This is a genomic window from Pseudomonas sp. KCJK9016 (assembly GCF_046231795.1).
GTDB classification, from domain to species: domain Bacteria; phylum Pseudomonadota; class Gammaproteobacteria; order Pseudomonadales; family Pseudomonadaceae; genus Aquipseudomonas; species Aquipseudomonas bananamidigenes.
The window spans coordinates 20,177-36,494 of sequence record NZ_JBJJMM010000005.1; the positions used below are offsets into that span (position 1 = coordinate 20,177).

At 61.0% G+C, this 16,318-nt stretch carries 17 protein-coding genes; 12 read left to right on the forward strand and 5 right to left on the reverse strand.

What is annotated here, in order from left to right; translation table 11 throughout:
- Positions 1-101 precede the first annotated feature (101 nt).
- The 6 genes from glnA to ntrC all read left to right on the forward strand — a co-directional run bounded on the left by glnA (position 102) and on the right by ntrC (position 6,018).
- Positions 102-1,508 carry a glutamate--ammonia ligase gene (glnA, locus tag ACK6BI_RS06100; RefSeq protein ID WP_260521863.1) on the forward strand — a complete coding sequence of 469 codons (1,407 nt, stop codon included), beginning with the start codon at positions 102-104 and terminating at the stop codon, positions 1,506-1,508.
- Positions 1,509-1,690: 182 nt separating this feature from the next.
- A complete protein-coding gene (locus ACK6BI_RS06105; protein WP_409316352.1) occupies positions 1,691-2,113 on the forward strand; it encodes a cupin domain-containing protein in 423 nt (140 codons plus the stop codon).
- Positions 2,114-2,138: 25 nt separating this feature from the next.
- On the forward strand, positions 2,139-2,648 hold the full coding sequence (locus ACK6BI_RS06110) for a DUF4124 domain-containing protein (protein WP_409316353.1): 510 nt from the start codon (positions 2,139-2,141) through the stop codon (positions 2,646-2,648).
- Positions 2,645-3,268, forward strand: a complete 624-nt coding sequence (locus ACK6BI_RS06115; RefSeq protein WP_409316354.1) for a DUF4124 domain-containing protein — start codon at positions 2,645-2,647, stop codon at positions 3,266-3,268. Before ACK6BI_RS06110 ends, ACK6BI_RS06115 begins: the two co-directional genes overlap by 4 nt.
- Before the next feature lie 231 nt (positions 3,269-3,499).
- Positions 3,500-4,585: a nitrogen regulation protein NR(II) gene (gene glnL / locus ACK6BI_RS06120; RefSeq protein ID WP_409316355.1), complete on the forward strand. Its 1,086-nt coding sequence runs from the start codon at positions 3,500-3,502 to the stop codon at positions 4,583-4,585.
- Positions 4,582-6,018, forward strand: a complete 1,437-nt coding sequence (gene ntrC, locus ACK6BI_RS06125; protein WP_409316356.1) for a nitrogen regulation protein NR(I) — start codon at positions 4,582-4,584, stop codon at positions 6,016-6,018. Before glnL ends, ntrC begins: the two co-directional genes overlap by 4 nt.
- A gap of 408 nt (positions 6,019-6,426) precedes the next feature.
- Here ntrC and ACK6BI_RS06130 read toward each other — a convergent pair whose 3' ends face one another.
- Complete coding sequence (locus ACK6BI_RS06130; protein ID WP_409316357.1) at positions 6,427-6,867, reverse strand: hypothetical protein; 441 nt, start codon at positions 6,865-6,867, stop codon at positions 6,427-6,429.
- Here ACK6BI_RS06130 and ACK6BI_RS06135 point away from each other — a divergent pair.
- Entirely contained in the window at positions 6,866-7,321 is a 456-nt protein-coding gene (locus ACK6BI_RS06135; protein ID WP_409316358.1) for a tRNA (cytidine(34)-2'-O)-methyltransferase, read from the forward strand. The two genes, ACK6BI_RS06130 and ACK6BI_RS06135, sit on opposite strands and share 2 nt — an antisense overlap.
- Positions 7,322-7,440: 119 nt before the next feature.
- Here the strand turns inward: ACK6BI_RS06135 and secB are convergent, their stop codons facing one another.
- The 3 genes from secB to ACK6BI_RS06150 are packed head-to-tail and all read right to left on the reverse strand — an operon-like array spanning position 7,441 to position 8,649.
- Positions 7,441-7,926 carry a protein-export chaperone SecB gene (gene secB, locus ACK6BI_RS06140; protein ID WP_065257699.1) on the reverse strand — a complete coding sequence of 162 codons (486 nt, stop codon included), beginning with the start codon at positions 7,924-7,926 and terminating at the stop codon, positions 7,441-7,443.
- A 53-nt stretch (positions 7,927-7,979) separates the two neighbouring features.
- Positions 7,980-8,234 carry a glutaredoxin 3 gene (gene grxC / locus ACK6BI_RS06145; RefSeq protein WP_409316359.1) on the reverse strand — a complete coding sequence of 85 codons (255 nt, stop codon included), beginning with the start codon at positions 8,232-8,234 and terminating at the stop codon, positions 7,980-7,982.
- A gap of 1 nt (position 8,235) precedes the next feature.
- The gene (locus ACK6BI_RS06150; protein ID WP_260521857.1) at positions 8,236-8,649 is read right to left on the reverse strand and encodes a rhodanese-like domain-containing protein; all 414 of its coding nucleotides are present in this window, start codon (positions 8,647-8,649) and stop codon (positions 8,236-8,238) included.
- A gap of 152 nt (positions 8,650-8,801) precedes the next feature.
- On the opposite strand from ACK6BI_RS06150, the gene gpmI reads away from it, so the two are divergent.
- From gpmI to ACK6BI_RS06175, 5 genes are all read left to right on the forward strand, one after another.
- On the forward strand, positions 8,802-10,328 hold the full coding sequence (gpmI, locus tag ACK6BI_RS06155) for a 2,3-bisphosphoglycerate-independent phosphoglycerate mutase (protein ID WP_409316360.1): 1,527 nt from the start codon (positions 8,802-8,804) through the stop codon (positions 10,326-10,328).
- A 252-nt stretch (positions 10,329-10,580) separates the two neighbouring features.
- The gene (locus ACK6BI_RS06160; protein ID WP_065257703.1) at positions 10,581-11,885 is read left to right on the forward strand and encodes a murein hydrolase activator EnvC; all 1,305 of its coding nucleotides are present in this window, start codon (positions 10,581-10,583) and stop codon (positions 11,883-11,885) included.
- Positions 11,886-11,918: 33 nt separating this feature from the next.
- The gene (locus ACK6BI_RS06165; RefSeq protein ID WP_260521854.1) at positions 11,919-13,238 is read left to right on the forward strand and encodes a S41 family peptidase; all 1,320 of its coding nucleotides are present in this window, start codon (positions 11,919-11,921) and stop codon (positions 13,236-13,238) included.
- Between the two features lie 2 nt (positions 13,239-13,240).
- Complete coding sequence (locus tag ACK6BI_RS06170; RefSeq protein ID WP_409316361.1) at positions 13,241-14,017, forward strand: divergent polysaccharide deacetylase family protein; 777 nt, start codon at positions 13,241-13,243, stop codon at positions 14,015-14,017.
- 117 nt (positions 14,018-14,134) lie between these two features.
- Positions 14,135-15,520: a Vps62-related protein gene (locus ACK6BI_RS06175; protein WP_409316362.1), complete on the forward strand. Its 1,386-nt coding sequence runs from the start codon at positions 14,135-14,137 to the stop codon at positions 15,518-15,520.
- Here ACK6BI_RS06175 and ACK6BI_RS06180 read toward each other — a convergent pair.
- Positions 15,501-16,256, reverse strand: a complete 756-nt coding sequence (locus ACK6BI_RS06180; RefSeq protein ID WP_409316363.1) for a substrate-binding periplasmic protein — start codon at positions 16,254-16,256, stop codon at positions 15,501-15,503. The genes ACK6BI_RS06175 and ACK6BI_RS06180 overlap by 20 nt on opposite strands.
- Positions 16,257-16,318 lie beyond the last annotated feature (62 nt).

Below are 16,318 nucleotides of genomic sequence, written 5' to 3' on the forward strand. Positions count from 1 at the left end.
TTTGCTCCCTTGTGAGGCAGGTTGCCTTGGCAGATATTCGCGCCGGCATCACCAACATTTAAGGGCATCCACTACCAGCCCTAAGCCACCCGGAGGACACTATGTCGAAGTCGGTTCAACTCATCAAAGATCATGACGTCAAGTGGATTGATCTGCGCTTCACGGACACCAAAGGCACTCAGCACCACGTGACCATGCCGGCTCGCGATGCGCTGGAAGACGACTTCTTCGAAGCGGGCAAGATGTTCGACGGTTCCTCCATCTCTGGCTGGAAAGGCATCGAAGCCTCCGACATGATCCTGATGCCGGACGACGAAACCGCCGTTCTGGACCCGTTCACCGAAGAACCGACCCTGATCCTGGTGTGCGACATCATCGAGCCTTCGACCATGCAGGGCTACGACCGCGACCCTCGCGCCATCGCCCGTCGCGCCGAGGAATACCTGAAGACCACCGGTATCGGTGACACCGTATTCGCCGGTCCCGAGCCTGAGTTCTTCATCTTCGACGAAGTGAAGTTCAAGTCCGACATCTCCGGCTCGATGTTCAAGATCTACTCCGAGCAAGGCTCGTGGATGTCCGACCAGGACGTGGAAGGCGGCAACAAGGGCCACCGTCCTGGCATCAAGGGCGGCTACTTCCCGGTTCCGCCGTTCGACCACGACCACGAAATCCGTACCGCCATGTGCAACGCACTGGAAGAGATGGGTCAGACCGTTGAAGTTCACCACCACGAAGTGGCAACCGCCGGTCAAAACGAAATTGGTGTCAAGTTCAACACCCTGGTGAAGAAAGCTGACGAAGTTCAGACTCTGAAATACGTTGTACACAACGTGGCCGATGCCTACGGCCGCACTGCGACCTTCATGCCGAAACCACTGTACGGTGACAACGGTTCGGGTATGCACGTGCACATGTCCATCGCCAAAGACGGCAAGAACACCTTCGCTGGCGAAGGCTATGCCGGCCTGTCCGAAACCGCCCTGTACTTCATCGGCGGCATCATCAAGCACGGTAAGGCCCTGAACGGCTTCACCAACCCGGCCACCAACTCCTACAAGCGTCTGGTGCCAGGTTTCGAAGCTCCGGTGATGCTGGCCTACTCGGCTCGCAACCGTTCCGCCTCGATCCGTATTCCTTACGTCAACAGCCCGCGCGGCCGTCGTATCGAAGCACGTTTTCCGGATCCGGCCGCCAACCCGTACCTGGCTTTCGCAGCGCTGCTGATGGCCGGTCTGGACGGCATCCAGAACAAGATCCACCCAGGCGACGCAGCAGACAAAAACCTGTACGACCTGCCGCCTGAAGAGGCGAAAGAAATCCCGCAGGTTTGCGGCAGCCTGAAAGAAGCCCTGGAAGAGCTGGACAAGGGCCGTGCGTTCCTGACCAAGGGCGGCGTATTCTCCGACGATTTCATCGATGCCTACATCGCGCTGAAATCCGAAGAAGAAATCAAGGTCCGCACCTTCGTACACCCACTGGAATATGAGCTGTACTACAGCTGCTGATCCGGTAGCGCTGCGCTACGCGGCGTGACAAAAGAGAGGCCTCCTTCGGGAGGCCTTTTTTTTTTGGAAATTTCCGACAACTTCCATCCAGATATCCGAAAGCAACTGAAGCATCGTCGGGCATCAATCCCTTTGAGCGGCTCGTAGCCTTTACCCCTTACGGCCACTCAAGGAATCAGACGATGAAACAATGCCTTTTCCAGATACTGCTTGCCGCTCTGGCGATGCTGTCCATGCAAGGCTGCACCTCCCACCGGGAACCCGGGCAGATAGAGCGCAACCTCTTGCTTGAAAGCCGCACGTCGTGGGACGGGACTGCCTACACGAACTACCCCGATGCCGCTCCCCGACTGTCGGTGCTCAAGCTCAACATCCCTGCCAACACATCGCTCCAATGGCATACCCACCCCATTCCCAACGCTGCCTATATTCTCTCCGGCGAACTGACCATCGAAAGCTGGGAAGATGGTCGCCGCAAACGATTCAAACAGGGAGAAGCCGTCGCCGAAATGGTCAACCGCAGCCATCGCGGCATCACCGGAAACGAACCCGTGGAGCTGGTTGTGTTCTATGCTGGCGGCGAGGGTATTCCATTGTCGGAGTGATATCCGCTGCTCACAGGACGTTCGAATGCGGCCACTGCTGATGATTCTGTTGCTGATTTGCGCGTGCTCCGCTTCTGCGCAGATCTACAAGTACACCGACGCCAACGGCAACACGGTGTACAGCGACCATTCGCCGGATGGCGTGAAGTCGCAGCCGGTGGAACTGCCGCCACTCAACAGCGTCAAGCCCCAGACCCCGGGTGCGCCGTCGTCGGACACAGCCAACCGTACGCCTGCGCGCAATGCCTACGAAGTGCTGGAGCTGACCGGCCTGCCCACCGAAGAAGCCTTGCGCGCCAACAACGGCACGTTCACCGTCAGCGTGCTGATCAAACCGCGCCTGCAGGCACCTCATCAATTGCGCCTGCTGCTCGACGACACGCCTTATGGCCAACCGAGCAACGTGCCGATCCTGCAACTGGTGAACGTCGACCGGGGCGAACATCGGCTGGCGGTCCAGGTGATCGATGGCGCGGCGATCATTCAGCAGAGTCCGGCAGTGGTCTTCACCGTGCAGCGGGTACACAAACCATGACTCGCGGGTTGATCGCTGCATGTCTGGCCTTGCTCGCGTGTGGCGCCTCTGCCGAGGTCTTTACTTATGTCGACGCGCAGGGCAATCGCGTCTACACCGATCAACCGCGTGGCAACGCCAAGCGTGTGCCATTGGCCACCAGCAATCGCATGGCCTCGAACCCGACCGGAGCGGCGCCCGTCATTCCGGTGAAAAAAAAACCGGAACAACCGCTGTTTCGCTACGACATGCTGCGGGTGCTGGTGCCCGAACCGGACGCGACCATTCGCAGCAGCGCCGGCGAGTTGATCGTCAGCGTCACCAGCGAACCCGGCTTGCAGAAGGGCCATCGCTATCGCCTGCTGCTGGATGGCCAGGCCACCGGCGAGCCCGGTCTGAGCCCGGTGTTCCCGCTGAGCAATATCGATCGTGGTAGCCATAATCTCTCGGTGGAGATCCTCGACGAGCAGGATCGTATCGTCGAGCGCACCGCCAATCAGCCGTTCCACATGCAGCGCATTTCGCTGGCGCAAAAACGTCAGGTAAAACCCTGCACGACCGACGACTACGGCGTGCGCCCGGAATGCCCGCTGAAAGACAAACCCGCCGAACCCAAAAATCCCTTCCTGCGTTTCTTCTAACGCCGTTCAGCTCTGCGCACTATATTGGTGCAGAAGATTGCACTGTACCCGCACGACATCCCATTTTGGTTCGAAAGTACCCGCCAGGGCTGGCCCGTCGCCGCGCAATCGAGCGTAAAACACCTGTTTCAGGCGATGAACGCTTCTTTTCGGAGCCTTGGTTTGGTTTTTGCATTTTCCTCGCACCGGCGCTTCGTTTCTCGCGCACGCCTTGCTCCAAAAGAGGTCCTGATGACCATAAGCGATGCACTCCACCGATTGCTGCTCGACAACCTGACTACCGCCACCATCCTGCTCGACGCCGAATTGCGCCTCGAGTACATGAATCCGGCGGCGGAGATGCTGCTGGCCATCAGCGGACAGCGCAGCCATGGCCAGTTCATCAGCGAGCTGTTCACCGAATCCACCGAGGCGCTCAATTCGTTGCGTCAGGCGGTGGAACAGGCGCACCCCTTCACCAAGCGCGAAGCGATGCTCACCGCCCTCACCGGCCAGACCCTGACCGTGGACTACGCGGTGACACCGATTCTCAGCAACGGCGCGACTCTGCTTTTGCTGGAAGTTCACCCGCGCGATCGCCTGCTGCGAATCACCAAGGAAGAGGCGCAACTGTCGAAACAGGAAACCAGCAAGATGCTGGTGCGCGGTCTTGCACACGAGATCAAGAACCCGCTGGGCGGCATCCGTGGCGCCGCGCAACTGCTGGCCCGGGAGCTGCCGGAAGACAGCCTGCGCGACTACACCAACGTGATCATCGAAGAGGCCGACCGCCTGCGCAATCTGGTCGACCGCATGCTGGGTTCGAACAAACTGCCGTCTCTGGCCTTGTGCAACGTTCACGAAGTACTGGAGCGTGTCTGCCAACTGGTCGAGGCCGAAAGCCAGGGTTGCATCACGCTGGTGCGCGATTACGACCCGAGCATTCCCGACGTGCTGATCGACCGCGAGCAAATGATTCAGGCGGTATTGAACATCGTCCGTAACGCGATGCAGGCGATCAGCAGCCAGAACGAGCTGCGCCTGGGCCGCATCAGCCTGCGCACCCGCGCCATGCGCCAGTTCACCATCGGCCATGTCCGCCATCGTCTGGTGACCAAGATCGAGATCATCGACAACGGCCCGGGGATCCCGGCGGAACTCCAGGAAACCATTTTCTTTCCCATGGTCAGCGGACGTCCGGACGGTACCGGACTCGGCCTGGCCATCACCCAGAACATCATCAGCCAGCACCAGGGCCTGATCGAGTGCGACAGCCATCCAGGCCACACCACGTTCTCGATCTTTCTGCCACTGGAACAAGGAGCCACATCGACATGAGCCGTAGTGAAACCGTGTGGATCGTCGATGACGACCGTTCTATCCGTTGGGTCCTGGAAAAAGCCCTGCAACAGGAAGGCATGACCACCCAGAGCTTCGACAGTGCCGATGGCGTGATGAGCCGCCTGGCCCGCCAGCAGCCGGACGTGATCATCTCCGACATCCGCATGCCCGGTGCCAGCGGTCTTGACCTTCTGGCGCGGATTCGCGAGCAGCACCCTCGACTGCCGGTCATCATCATGACCGCTCACTCCGACCTGGACAGCGCTGTCGCCTCCTATCAGGGCGGCGCGTTCGAATACCTGCCCAAGCCGTTCGACGTCGACGAAGCGGTTTCGCTGGTCAAGCGCGCCAACCAGCACGCCCAGGAACAGCAAGGTCTGGAAGTGGTGCCGGCCCTGACCCGCACCCCGGAAATCATCGGCGAAGCGCCGGCGATGCAGGAAGTATTTCGCGCCATCGGGCGCCTGAGCCACTCCAACATCACCGTGCTGATCAACGGCGAATCCGGCACCGGCAAAGAACTGGTGGCCCATGCCCTTCACCGTCACAGCCCGCGGGCCGCCTCGCCGTTCATTGCGCTGAACATGGCGGCCATTCCGAAGGACCTGATGGAGTCCGAACTGTTCGGCCATGAGAAAGGCGCGTTCACCGGCGCGGCCAACCTGCGGCGCGGTCGTTTCGAACAGGCAGATGGCGGCACGCTGTTCCTCGATGAAATCGGCGACATGCCGGCCGACACCCAGACCCGACTGTTGCGGGTGCTGGCCGATGGCGAGTTCTATCGCGTCGGCGGGCATGTGCCGGTCAAGGTCGATGTGCGGATCATTGCCGCCACCCACCAGAATCTGGAAACCCTGGTTCACGCCGGGAAATTCCGTGAAGACCTGTTCCACCGCCTCAACGTGATCCGCATCCATATTCCGCGCCTGTCGGACCGACGCGAAGACATCCCGACGCTGGCCAAACACTTCCTCAGCCGCGCCGCACAGGAACTGGCGGTCGAGCCGAAACTGCTGAAAAGCGAGACCGAGGAATACCTGAAGAACCTGCCGTGGCCGGGCAACGTGCGACAGCTGGAAAACACCTGCCGCTGGATCACCGTGATGGCGTCCGGGCGTGAGGTGCACATCGGCGACCTGCCACCGGAACTGCTGAGCCTGCCGCAGGACTCGGCACCGGTGACCAACTGGGAACAGGCGCTGCGCCAGTGGGCCGACCAGGCCTTGGCACGGGGTCAGTCGAGCCTGCTCGACAGCGCAGTGCCAGCGTTCGAGCGGATCATGATCGAGACCGCGCTGAAGCACACTGCCGGTCGTCGTCGGGATGCTGCCGTGCTGCTGGGCTGGGGCCGCAACACCTTGACCCGCAAGATCAAGGAACTCGGCATGAAGGTCGATGGCGGGGATGACGACGAAGGTGAAGAAGGCTGACTGCACCGCCGCAAGGCACCGTGACCCTTAATCGGGCACGGTCGCGGGCTCGACCTGGTGTCGTGACACGCTGAAAAAACCTTCCGGTGAAAAGACGAAGGCCCCGTATTACGGGGCCTTCGTCATTGTGTCGGAGTTTTTTGTTTCAAAACCAGAAAACCTGGCACGCACTCTGCAAAAGCCTCATCAGGTGATTCGATTCACCCACCCTTTCGGGGGCCTTGGTACAGGCAGGCCGGGGATTCCCCTCTTTACACGGGCTCACACCACAAATGTGATGAGCCCACCCTTTTGGGGCCCTTGATACAGGCAGGTCAGGGGTTCCCTCTTTACACCGGCTCAGCACGCCATGCGATGAGCCCGCCCGTTTCGGGAACCTTGGTACAGGCAGGCCGGGGATTCCCTCTTTTATTGCTCCCGGAGATGGATCTCCAGCCGCCAGCGGTCATCGACCGCCTGGCCGGCCCACTCCCCTTGCAGCGGCCGCGCTGCCAATACCGTCAGCAACAACCCGCCATCACTTGGGCGAGTCCGCCAGTTCACATCCTTACCGTTGAGCTTCAACTGGCCTTTGCGGGCCGGTCCCTCGGCCTGGAACAGCAATGCGACGGTGCCGTCGACTATCTCGCCGTGCAGCTTCGGTTCATTGTTGAACCAGACCGCCAGGCCACCATCGATCACCTCGACCTGCTGCAATACGCTGGGGTCGGGGTTGGTCAAGCGGCCGATCATCAATCCGACCATCAGGCCAAAAATCGCCAGCGAACCCATGACCCGCGGGAATAGTTTCGAACGCGGGTCGGCTGGCGGCGTAGAATGCGCGTCATCTTTACCTGCGGAGCCGTGCATGTTTCACGTCATCCTTTTTCAACCGGAAATTCCACCGAACACCGGTAACGTTATCAGGCTGTGCGCCAATAGCGGCTGCCACCTGCATTTGATCGAACCGCTGGGCTTCGAGATGGACGACAAGCGCCTGCGCCGCGCCGGCCTCGACTACCACGAGTACGCCACGCTGCAACGCCATGCCGACCTCGCCAGTTGCCTGGCAAGCCTTGGCCATCCAAGGCTGTTCGCCTTCACCACCAAAGGTTCACGCCCGTTTCACGATGCCGCGTTCGTGCCGGGCGATGCCTTTATCTTCGGCCCGGAAAGCCGTGGCCTGCCACCGGAAGTGCTGGATGCCCTGCCCGGCGAACAACGCCTGCGCCTGCCGATGCGCGAAGGCTGCCGCAGCCTGAACCTGTCGAACACCGTGGCAGTGGCCGTGTACGAAGCGTGGCGGCAGAACGGTTTCAAATAACCCAAAAACGACTGTGGGAGCGAGCCTGCTCGCGAACGCGGTGCATCAGCCGACAAATCTGTCTCTGACACACCCTGTTCGCGAGCAGGCTCGCTCCCACAGAAGTGAAGCCGGACCGATTACTGAACGGTCGGCGTCTCGCCAGCTTCCTGCATGCGCTGCAGCTCTTGCGCATAGAGGGCGTCGAAGTTCACCGGGGCCAGCATCAGGGCCGGGAACGAACCACGGGTCACCAGGCTGTCCAGGGTTTCGCGAGCGTACGGGAACAGGATGTTCGGGCAGAAAGCACCCAGCGTGTGGCTCATCGAAGCCGCGTCCAGGTTCTTGATCAGGAAGATACCGGCCTGCTGCACTTCAGCGATGAAGGCGACTTCTTCACCGTTTTTCACGGTCACGGACAGGGTCAGCACGACTTCGTAGAAATCGCCTTCCAGCGCCTTCTGGCGGGTGTTCAGATCCAGACCGACGCTCGGATCCCACTGCTGGCGGAAAATCGCCGGGCTTTTCGGAGCTTCGAAGGACAGGTCGCGTACATAGATGCGCTGCAGGGAGAATTGCGGTGCGGTTTCTTCTTCGCTGGCTGCAGTGTTCTGTTGGTCAGTCATCTCAGATCCTTTCTGATCTTGGGTCTTTTGGGTTCTTGGTGAGGTGCAGCAGTTCAGGCCTTGAGCAGCGCGTCGAGCTTGCCGGCGCGCTCCAGGGCGTACAAATCGTCACATCCGCCGACGTGGGTGTCGCCGATCCAGATCTGCGGCACGGACGTGCGTCCGGCCTTCTGGGCCATGGCGGCGCGCAGTTGCGGCTTGCCATCGACCTTTATCTCTTCGAACGCCACGCCTTTGTTCGCGAGCAGGTGCTTGGCGCGCGAGCAGTAGGGGCAGTAATCGCTGGAGTAGACGATGACGTTACTCATATCACTTCACCAGTGGCAGGTTGTCGCCTTTCCAGCTGGAGATCCCGCCGGACAGCTTGGCGGCGGTAAAGCCGGACTTCATCAGCTCGCGGGCATGGGTGCCGGCAGTCTGACCCAGGGCGTCGACCAGAATGATGGTCTTGGCCTTGTGCTTTTCCAGCTCGCCGATACGGGCAGCCAGTTTGTCCTGGGGAATGTTCAAAGCACCGACGATATGACCAGCGGCGTATTCCTTGCTCGGACGGATGTCCACCACCACGCCGGCTTCCTTGTTGACCAGTGCGGTCAGCTCGCCCGTGCTCAGGCTTTTACCGCCGCCCTGCACCGTGTGCGCCAGCAGCAAGGCCAGCAGTACGACGAAGATACCGACAAGAATGTAGTGGTTAGTGGCAAATTCAATCAGGTGAGCAACCATCGAAGGAGGATCCAGGGCGTTAAAATGTCGGCCAGTATACACAGCCACTATGGTGGGCCAAACCCCGTCCGGCGGTGACGCCGCCGGAACTTAGCTTTAAACTGCCACTCCCTTTTCCATCGCCCTCTTCTTATTAGCCACGAGTGGATTCCATGACTACCACGCCTAAACCTTTGGTCCTGATGATTCTCGACGGCTTCGGTCACAGCGACAGCCACGAATCCAACGCCGTCTATGCGGCCAAAAAGCCTGTGCTGGATCGCCTCTGGGCCACCGTGCCGAACGGCCTGATCTCGGGCAGCGGCATGGACGTAGGCCTGCCGGACGGCCAGATGGGCAACTCCGAGGTCGGTCACATGAACCTGGGCGCCGGACGTGTGGTGTATCAGGATTTCACTCGGGTGACCAAGGCGATCCGCGATGGCGAGTTCTTCGAGAACCCGACCATCTGCGCCGCCGTGGACAAAGCCGTTGCCGCCGACAAGGCCGTGCACTTCATGGGCCTGCTGTCGGACGGCGGCGTGCACAGCCATCAGGATCACCTGGTCGCCATGGCCGAGCTGGCCTTCAAGCGTGGCGCCGAAAAAATCTACCTGCACGCTTTCCTCGACGGCCGCGACACCCCGCCGAAAAGCGCCGCCTCGTCGATCGAACTGCTCGACGCGACCTTCCAGGCCCTGGGCAAGGGCCGCATCGCCAGCCTCATCGGCCGTTACTACGCCATGGATCGCGATAACCGTTGGGACCGCGTGGCACAGGCCTACAACCTGATCGTCGACGGCCATGCCGAATTCAGCGCCGCCACTGCCCAGGAAGGCCTTGAAGCCGCGTACGCCCGTGGCGAGAGCGACGAATTCGTCAAGGCCACCCGGATCGGTGAGCCGGTGAAAGTCGAAGACGGCGACGCAGTGGTGTTCATGAACTTCCGCGCCGACCGTGCGCGCGAGCTGAGCCGCGTGTTTGTCGAAGACGGTTTCAAGGAATTCGAGCGCGCACGCCAGCCAAAAGTGCAGTACGTTGGCCTGACCCAGTACGCCGCCAGCATCCCGGCCCCCGCAGCCTTTGCGCCGGGCAGCCTGGAAAACGTGCTCGGCGACTACCTGGCGAAAAACGGCAAGACCCAGCTGCGTATCGCCGAAACCGAGAAATACGCCCACGTGACCTTCTTCTTTTCCGGCGGTCGCGAAGAACCGTTTCCGGGCGAAGAGCGTATCCTGATCCCGTCGCCGAAAGTCGCCACCTATGACCTGCAGCCGGAAATGAGCGCGCCGGAAGTCACCGACCGTATCGTCGACGCCATCGAGCATCAGCGTTACGACGTGATCGTGGTCAACTACGCCAACGGCGACATGGTCGGCCACAGCGGCGTGTTCGAGGCGGCGGTTAAAGCAGTGGAATGCCTGGACACCTGCGTCGGTCGGATCGTCGACGCCCTGGAAAAGGTTGGCGGCGAAGCGCTGATCACCGCCGACCACGGCAACGTCGAGCAAATGGCCGACGAAGCCACCGGCCAGGCGCACACCGCACACACTACCGAGCCGGTGCCGTTCATCTATGTCGGCAAACGTGATCTCAAGGTCCGAGAAGGCGGCGTACTGGCAGACGTAGCGCCGACCATGCTCAAGCTGCTGGGCCTGGAAAAACCGGCAGAAATGACTGGCACTTCGATTCTGGTGTAATCGCCCGTCTGAAACACTGAAAAACCCTGTGGGAGCTGGCTCGCCAGCGATAGCAATCTGACAGCCAACATCTATGTTGAATGTGCAGGCGCCATCGCTGGCAAGCCAGCTCCCACAGTGGTTTATGGAGTTTTCGAAATGGAATCGGGCCTATTGCTTGCCCCAGTTATCACACAGCCCCAATTGGGCGTTTTTTTTGCCGCGTGGGCCGGGCATACTAGGCCGTCCCTTACCCTGGTGCCGCCCGCCCTTATGCTCCGCGTCCTGATCGCTCTCGCTCTGACATGCCTGCTCCAACCGGCCTTCGCGGATGAGCGCGCGCAAACCCAACAGCAACTGGACGCCACGCGCCAGGACATCGCCGAGTTGAAAAAGCTGCTGGGCAAGCTCCAGGAAGAAAAATCCGGCGTACAGAAAGAGCTCAAGGGCACCGAAACCGAGATGGGCAAGCTCGAGAAGCAGGTCGATGCCCTGCAAAAAGAGCTGAAAAAGAGCGAATCCGAGCTGCAGCGGCTCGATGCGGAGAAAAAAAAACTCCAGAGCGCGCGCACTGAACAGCAGCGACTGATCGCCATCCAGGCTCGCGCGGCCTATCAGAATGGTCGGCAGGAATACCTCAAGCTGCTGCTCAATCAGCAGAATCCCGAGAAATTCGCCCGCACCCTCACCTATTACGACTACCTGAGCCAGGCCCGCCTGGAGCAACTGAAGAATTTCAACGAAACCCTGCGCCAGCTGGCCAATGTCGAAAAGGACATTTCCGCGCAACAAGCCCAGTTGCTGGCACAGAAAACCGACCTCGACACCCAGCGTGACGCCCTCGACAAGGTTCGCAAGGAGCGCCAGCAGGTGCTGGCCAGACTCAACGACGACGTGAAGGCCCGCGATCAGAAGCTGGCGGCCCGCGAGCAGGATCAGGCAGACCTGTCTAAAGTCCTTAAAACCATCGAAGAGACCCTGGCCCGCCAGGCCCGTGAGGCAGAAGAAGCGCGGCAGAAAGCGCTGATCGCCCAGCAGGAAGCCGAAAAAAAGCGTTTACGTGAGGCCCAGGCCCGCGCCGATGCGGACTCGGACACCAGCGACGCCCCGCGCAAACCGGCCAGACCCACGCCTGGCGCGCTGGTATCCAGCGGCGGCGAGACATTCGGCGGCCCTTTTGCCGCCACTCGGGGAAAACTTCCATGGCCGGTTGATGGTCGACTGCTGGCACGTTTCGGTGAAACCCGTGGCGATGACGCCCGCACCAAATGGGACGGCGTGATGATCAGCGCCTCTGCCGGCAGCCAGGTACACGCCGTACACGGCGGGCGCGTGGTGTTTGCCGACTGGTTGCGCGGAGCCGGACTGCTGGTGATCCTCGATCATGGCAACGGTTTTCTGAGCCTTTACGGTCACAACCAGACGCTGCTGAAGTCGGCTGGTGACGTGGTTAAAGCCGGTGAGTCCATCTCCACTGTCGGTAACAGTGGCGGGCAGGACACGCCAGCGCTGTATTTCGCAATTCGTCAGCAGGGTCACCCGAGTGATCCGGCACAATGGTGCCGCGCGCAAGGATAAGCGCGGGCAACCTAAATTAGGAGTTCGTTCGACATGCTGCATTTGTCCCGCCTTACCTCGCTGGCCCTGACGATCGCCCTGGTGATCGGCGCGCCTCTGGCGTTCGCCGCGCAACCGGCTCCGGCTGTCGCCCCGGCAGGCACTGCCGCGACTTCCAAGGCCCCGTTGCCGCTGGAAGAGCTGCGCACCTTTGCCGAGGTGATGGACCGGATCAAGGCGGCCTATGTCGAACCGGTGGACGACAAGACCCTGCTGGAAAACGCCATCAAGGGCATGCTCAGCAACCTCGATCCGCACTCTGCGTACCTCGGCCCGGAAGACTTCACCGAACTGCAGGAAAGCACCAGCGGCGAGTTCGGCGGCCTGGGCATCGAAGTCGGCTCGGAAGACGGCTTCATCAAGGTCGTGTCGCCAATCGACGATACGCCTGCCTCGAAGGCCGGCATCCAGGCCGGTGACTTCATCGTCAAGATCAACGGCCAGCCGACCCGCGGCCAGACCATGACCGAAGCCGTGGACAAGATGCGCGGCAAGATCGGTCAGAAAATCACCCTGACCCTGGTGCGTGACGGCGGTACGCCGTTCGACGTGACCCTGGCCCGCGCCGTGATCCAGGTGAAAAGCGTCAAGGCGCAATTGCTGGAATCGGGTTACGGCCTGATCCGCATCACCCAGTTCCAGGTCAAGACCGGTGAGGAAGTCTCCAAGGCCCTGGCCAAACTGCGCAAGGACAACGGCAAGAAGCTCAACGGCATCATCCTCGACCTGCGCAACAACCCGGGCGGCGTGCTGCAGGCGGCGGTAGAAGTGGTCGATCATTTCATCACCAAAGGCCTGATCGTCTACACCAAGGGCCGGATCGCCAACTCCGAGCTGCGTTTCTCCGCCACCGGCAAGGACGAAAGCGAAGCAGTGCCAATGGTTGTGCTGATCAACGGTGGCAGTGCCTCGGCCTCGGAAATCGTTGCCGGCGCCCTGCAGGACCAGAAACGCGCCGTGGTCATGGGCACCACCAGTTTCGGCAAGGGCTCGGTGCAGACCGTGCTGCCGCTGAACAACGACCGTGCGCTGAAGATCACCACGGCGCTGTACTTCACGCCGAATGGCCGCTCTATCCAGGCCCAGGGCATCGTCCCGGACATCGAGGTACGCAAGGCCAAGATCACCAACGAAGCGGACGGCGACTACTTCAAGGAAGCCGACCTGCAGGGTCACCTCGGCAACGGCAACGGCGGCGCGGACCGTCCAAGCGGTTCAGGCGGCAAGGCCAAGGCGATGCCGCAGGATGACGATTACCAGCTGGCTCAGGCCCTGAGCCTGCTCAAAGGCCTGAGCATCACCTCCGGCCGTTGAGGATGTCCTTGCGTTTCGTCCTTGCCCTGCTGTGCTGTCTGGCGGGTGCTGCTTACGCAGAACCTGCCAGACCGGCACCTCAAAAAGCCTACCTGACACTGATCATCGACGACCTGGGGCAGAACCTGCCCCGGGACCGTCGCGTGCTGGCCCTGCCCGGGCCAGTGACCACGGCGATCATGCCCGACACCCCGCACGCCACTGAATTCGCCCGCGAAGCCCATCGCGCCGGCAAGATCGTGATCCTCCACATGCCGATGGACCCGGCCACCGGGCCGTTTGCCTGGCACCCCGAACTGCCTGTCGAAGAACTCGAAAAACGGCTCAACGCTGCATTCAAAATGGTCCCGTACACCGCAGGCATCAACAACCACATGGGCAGTCGCATGACCGCACAACCTGTGGCGATGGCATGGTTGATGGGTGAGTTGCAGCGCCGCCACAAGTTCTTCGTCGACAGCCGCACCAGTGCGCAAACGGTCGCGGCGCAACAGGCACAGAAGATCGATCTGGCAAGCGTTTCGCGGGACGTGTTTCTCGATGACGAACGCACCGAAGCGGCGATCTACACCCAGTTGCAGACCGCGATAAACCTGGCGCGCAAACAGGGTTCAGCGGTGATGATCGGCCATCCTTATCCACAGACGCTGGCGGTGCTTGAGCGGGAGCTGCCGAAGCTGAAAGCCCAGGGCATCGAGTGGATCGACATCAGGCAGATGATCAGTGTGCGCAGCAATCGCGCAACGACCGCCCATGGCAAGGACGGCGTCTACCGATAAATGTCTGGACACACCCTCCACATATAGTTACTGCCCGATGACTCGTCCGAGTCTGGATAGTCAGTCCTGCAACTGTCGGTGACTTTGCAAGTCACCCTTCAAACATCAGGACTGACCATGACGACCGAAAACAGCAATACCTCTGCCGGGCAACCTGAACCGATCAGGTGCGACAATCTGCTGATCAGTTTCACCAGTGAATTCCACCGGGTCTGGGACAGCCGGGGCTCCGGCGCCGCAGTTGGAAGCTTTTGGCGCCCGGCCCCCGCGCCCGATCTCCTGCCGGGATATTTCCCGCTGGGAGACCTGGCCGTGACCGGCTACGACAACGTCAACGGTAACCGGATCGTGGCTGTCGTCTGCGAAGGAGAGACGTCAAATGACGGCGCCTCTCAAGGCAAGGCACTCAGTCCACCCATGGACTACGAAAGAGTCTGGCGCGACTCCAACTCCGGCGCCGCCGCCGATTGCACGGTATGGCGCCCGCTCCCTCCCGCCGGGTATGTGGCGCTGGGATTCGTCTGCTCCAACGGCCGTGACAAACCCCTGCTTAACGCGATCCGTTGCGTGCGCAAGGATCTGGTTATCCCGGCCAGTGTCGGCGACCTGATCTGGGACGATAAGGGCAGCGGCGCCAGACAGAATTTCAGTGCCTGGAACATTGATCCTCCCCAGGCTGCCGCAGGCGAAATCTACTTTGCACCGGGCACGTTTTTCGCTGCCCAAAGCCATTCCAGGCCCGAGACGCCCATCGCTTATGCGTTACGGATGCAGATGCCTCGCCAGACATTACCCGCTCCCGTGGCACCGAAGCTGTCAGGGTATGGAGCACCGCCGGAACCGGAACCGGCCGGGGTCACTCAGACCGTCCGGATTCCCTGGTTCGCGGTGAGCGATCATCTGCTCCCGGAGGAGCAATGGCGCACCTCTGCGTTCTACCGTCTGGAGCGGTCGGATCAATACGTACTGGCAGGTTATGGCCACAACACCAGCGAGCGGCCTCGTCCGTTCAAATGGCGGGCACTGCGGACCCAGAACTCGCAGATGCTGCAGGTTTTCAGCATTCTCACGTCCATCGAGGTTGCCACCGCATGGCCGCCAAAACCGTCGAACGGCGCCCGGGCCATCAGGTTCTCGGCGCATCTGCACAAGGACTTTACCTATACCGAGACATCCTCCCGTGGCTGGGAAGACGCCCGCCCACTGGACATCGTCGCCATGGCTGCCAAAAACAAGGCCGTGGCGATCTATCAGATTCAGAGTTTCTATACGCTCAAGCGGGCAGACGGCACTCCGGTGGGGATCAGCATTGGTTATACCGATGACGAAAGCCTTTACCTGAGCGAATATCCGCCGGAAACCGACAGTACGCTCACCTTCACTCCACAACTGGCGACAGAACCCTTCGCCAGCCAAGGCCCGGCAGACAATGAGAGCGAAGATGTCGATACCGCTTCTCAACCCATGAGAGAGGAAATTCGAGTTACAGATAGCGCCCCATGATCTCGTCGACCACACCGTCCTTGCGCATCTGATCGAGCGCTGCCTGAAGCCTGACAACCGCCTCATCCGGCACTTGCTTGTTCAGCGCCAGATACAGTTCGGCGCTGTTGAAGCGAAGTACGGTCTTGAGCCCCGTCACGCCGTCCTGCCGGGCAAGATAACGCCCGGCAGGATCGCCGGTGGCCCACAGATCGATCTGGCCGCTGACGAGCTTTTTCGCATTGTCCTGATCGCGCAGTACCACCATCGGCTTCAGGCCCTGCCGGGTCAGCGTCTCGGCAATCGCATCGCCCTTGTAGGCGCCGATCTTGTACTTGCGCGCGTCATTGAGGGTTTCGAGGGTGATCTTGCTGTCGGCCTTGGCCAGCATGACCCAGTCGTCCGGGCCGATCGGGCCGACCCACTTGAACAAGGCCTCGCGATCCGGCAGGCGCGCCATGACAAAGGCACCGTAACCGGGGTTTTCCAGCGCCAGCTTGTAGACCCGCTCCCAGGGGAAGCGCAGGGTCAGGCTGTACGTGATGCCCGCACGCTTGAACATCTCGCGCACGATGTCCGTGGCGATGCCGTTGATGTTTTCGTCCTGGGCGAAATTCTTGCCGTTCTTCGCCATGTTGTACGGCGGGAAGTTTTCGGTGAGGAGCACCAGACCGGTGTCGGGACTTTCTGCGGCATGGCCAGTGTCGATCAACAACACGGAGGCACTGACGAGGGCGAGAAGCAGGCGTTTGATCATGTCGGGCTACCGAAATCCATGGCGTGCCCAAGAGTGCCTCGGGTACGCCATGCTGTCCACTG

Coding starts and splice junctions, on each gene's coding strand:
- glnL (WP_409316355.1), top strand. CDS start 3,500: ATGACCATAAGCGATGCACTCCACCGATTGCTGCTCGACAACCTGACT.
- secB (WP_065257699.1), bottom strand. CDS start 7,926: ATGACTGACCAACAGAACACTGCAGCCAGCGAAGAAGAAACCGCACCG.
- ACK6BI_RS06180 (WP_409316363.1), bottom strand. CDS start 16,256: ATGATCAAACGCCTGCTTCTCGCCCTCGTCAGTGCCTCCGTGTTGTTG.
- ntrC (WP_409316356.1), top strand. CDS start 4,582: ATGAGCCGTAGTGAAACCGTGTGGATCGTCGATGACGACCGTTCTATC.
- grxC (WP_409316359.1), bottom strand. CDS start 8,234: ATGAGTAACGTCATCGTCTACTCCAGCGATTACTGCCCCTACTGCTCG.
- ACK6BI_RS06170 (WP_409316361.1), top strand. CDS start 13,241: ATGTCCTTGCGTTTCGTCCTTGCCCTGCTGTGCTGTCTGGCGGGTGCT.
- ACK6BI_RS06165 (WP_260521854.1), top strand. CDS start 11,919: ATGCTGCATTTGTCCCGCCTTACCTCGCTGGCCCTGACGATCGCCCTG.
- ACK6BI_RS06160 (WP_065257703.1), top strand. CDS start 10,581: ATGCTCCGCGTCCTGATCGCTCTCGCTCTGACATGCCTGCTCCAACCG.
- ACK6BI_RS06115 (WP_409316354.1), top strand. CDS start 2,645: ATGACTCGCGGGTTGATCGCTGCATGTCTGGCCTTGCTCGCGTGTGGC.
- ACK6BI_RS06110 (WP_409316353.1), top strand. CDS start 2,139: ATGCGGCCACTGCTGATGATTCTGTTGCTGATTTGCGCGTGCTCCGCT.
- ACK6BI_RS06130 (WP_409316357.1), bottom strand. CDS start 6,867: ATGCACGGCTCCGCAGGTAAAGATGACGCGCATTCTACGCCGCCAGCC.
- glnA (WP_260521863.1), top strand. CDS start 102: ATGTCGAAGTCGGTTCAACTCATCAAAGATCATGACGTCAAGTGGATT.
- ACK6BI_RS06175 (WP_409316362.1), top strand. CDS start 14,135: ATGACGACCGAAAACAGCAATACCTCTGCCGGGCAACCTGAACCGATC.
- ACK6BI_RS06135 (WP_409316358.1), top strand. CDS start 6,866: ATGTTTCACGTCATCCTTTTTCAACCGGAAATTCCACCGAACACCGGT.
- ACK6BI_RS06105 (WP_409316352.1), top strand. CDS start 1,691: ATGAAACAATGCCTTTTCCAGATACTGCTTGCCGCTCTGGCGATGCTG.
- ACK6BI_RS06150 (WP_260521857.1), bottom strand. CDS start 8,649: ATGGTTGCTCACCTGATTGAATTTGCCACTAACCACTACATTCTTGTC.
- gpmI (WP_409316360.1), top strand. CDS start 8,802: ATGACTACCACGCCTAAACCTTTGGTCCTGATGATTCTCGACGGCTTC.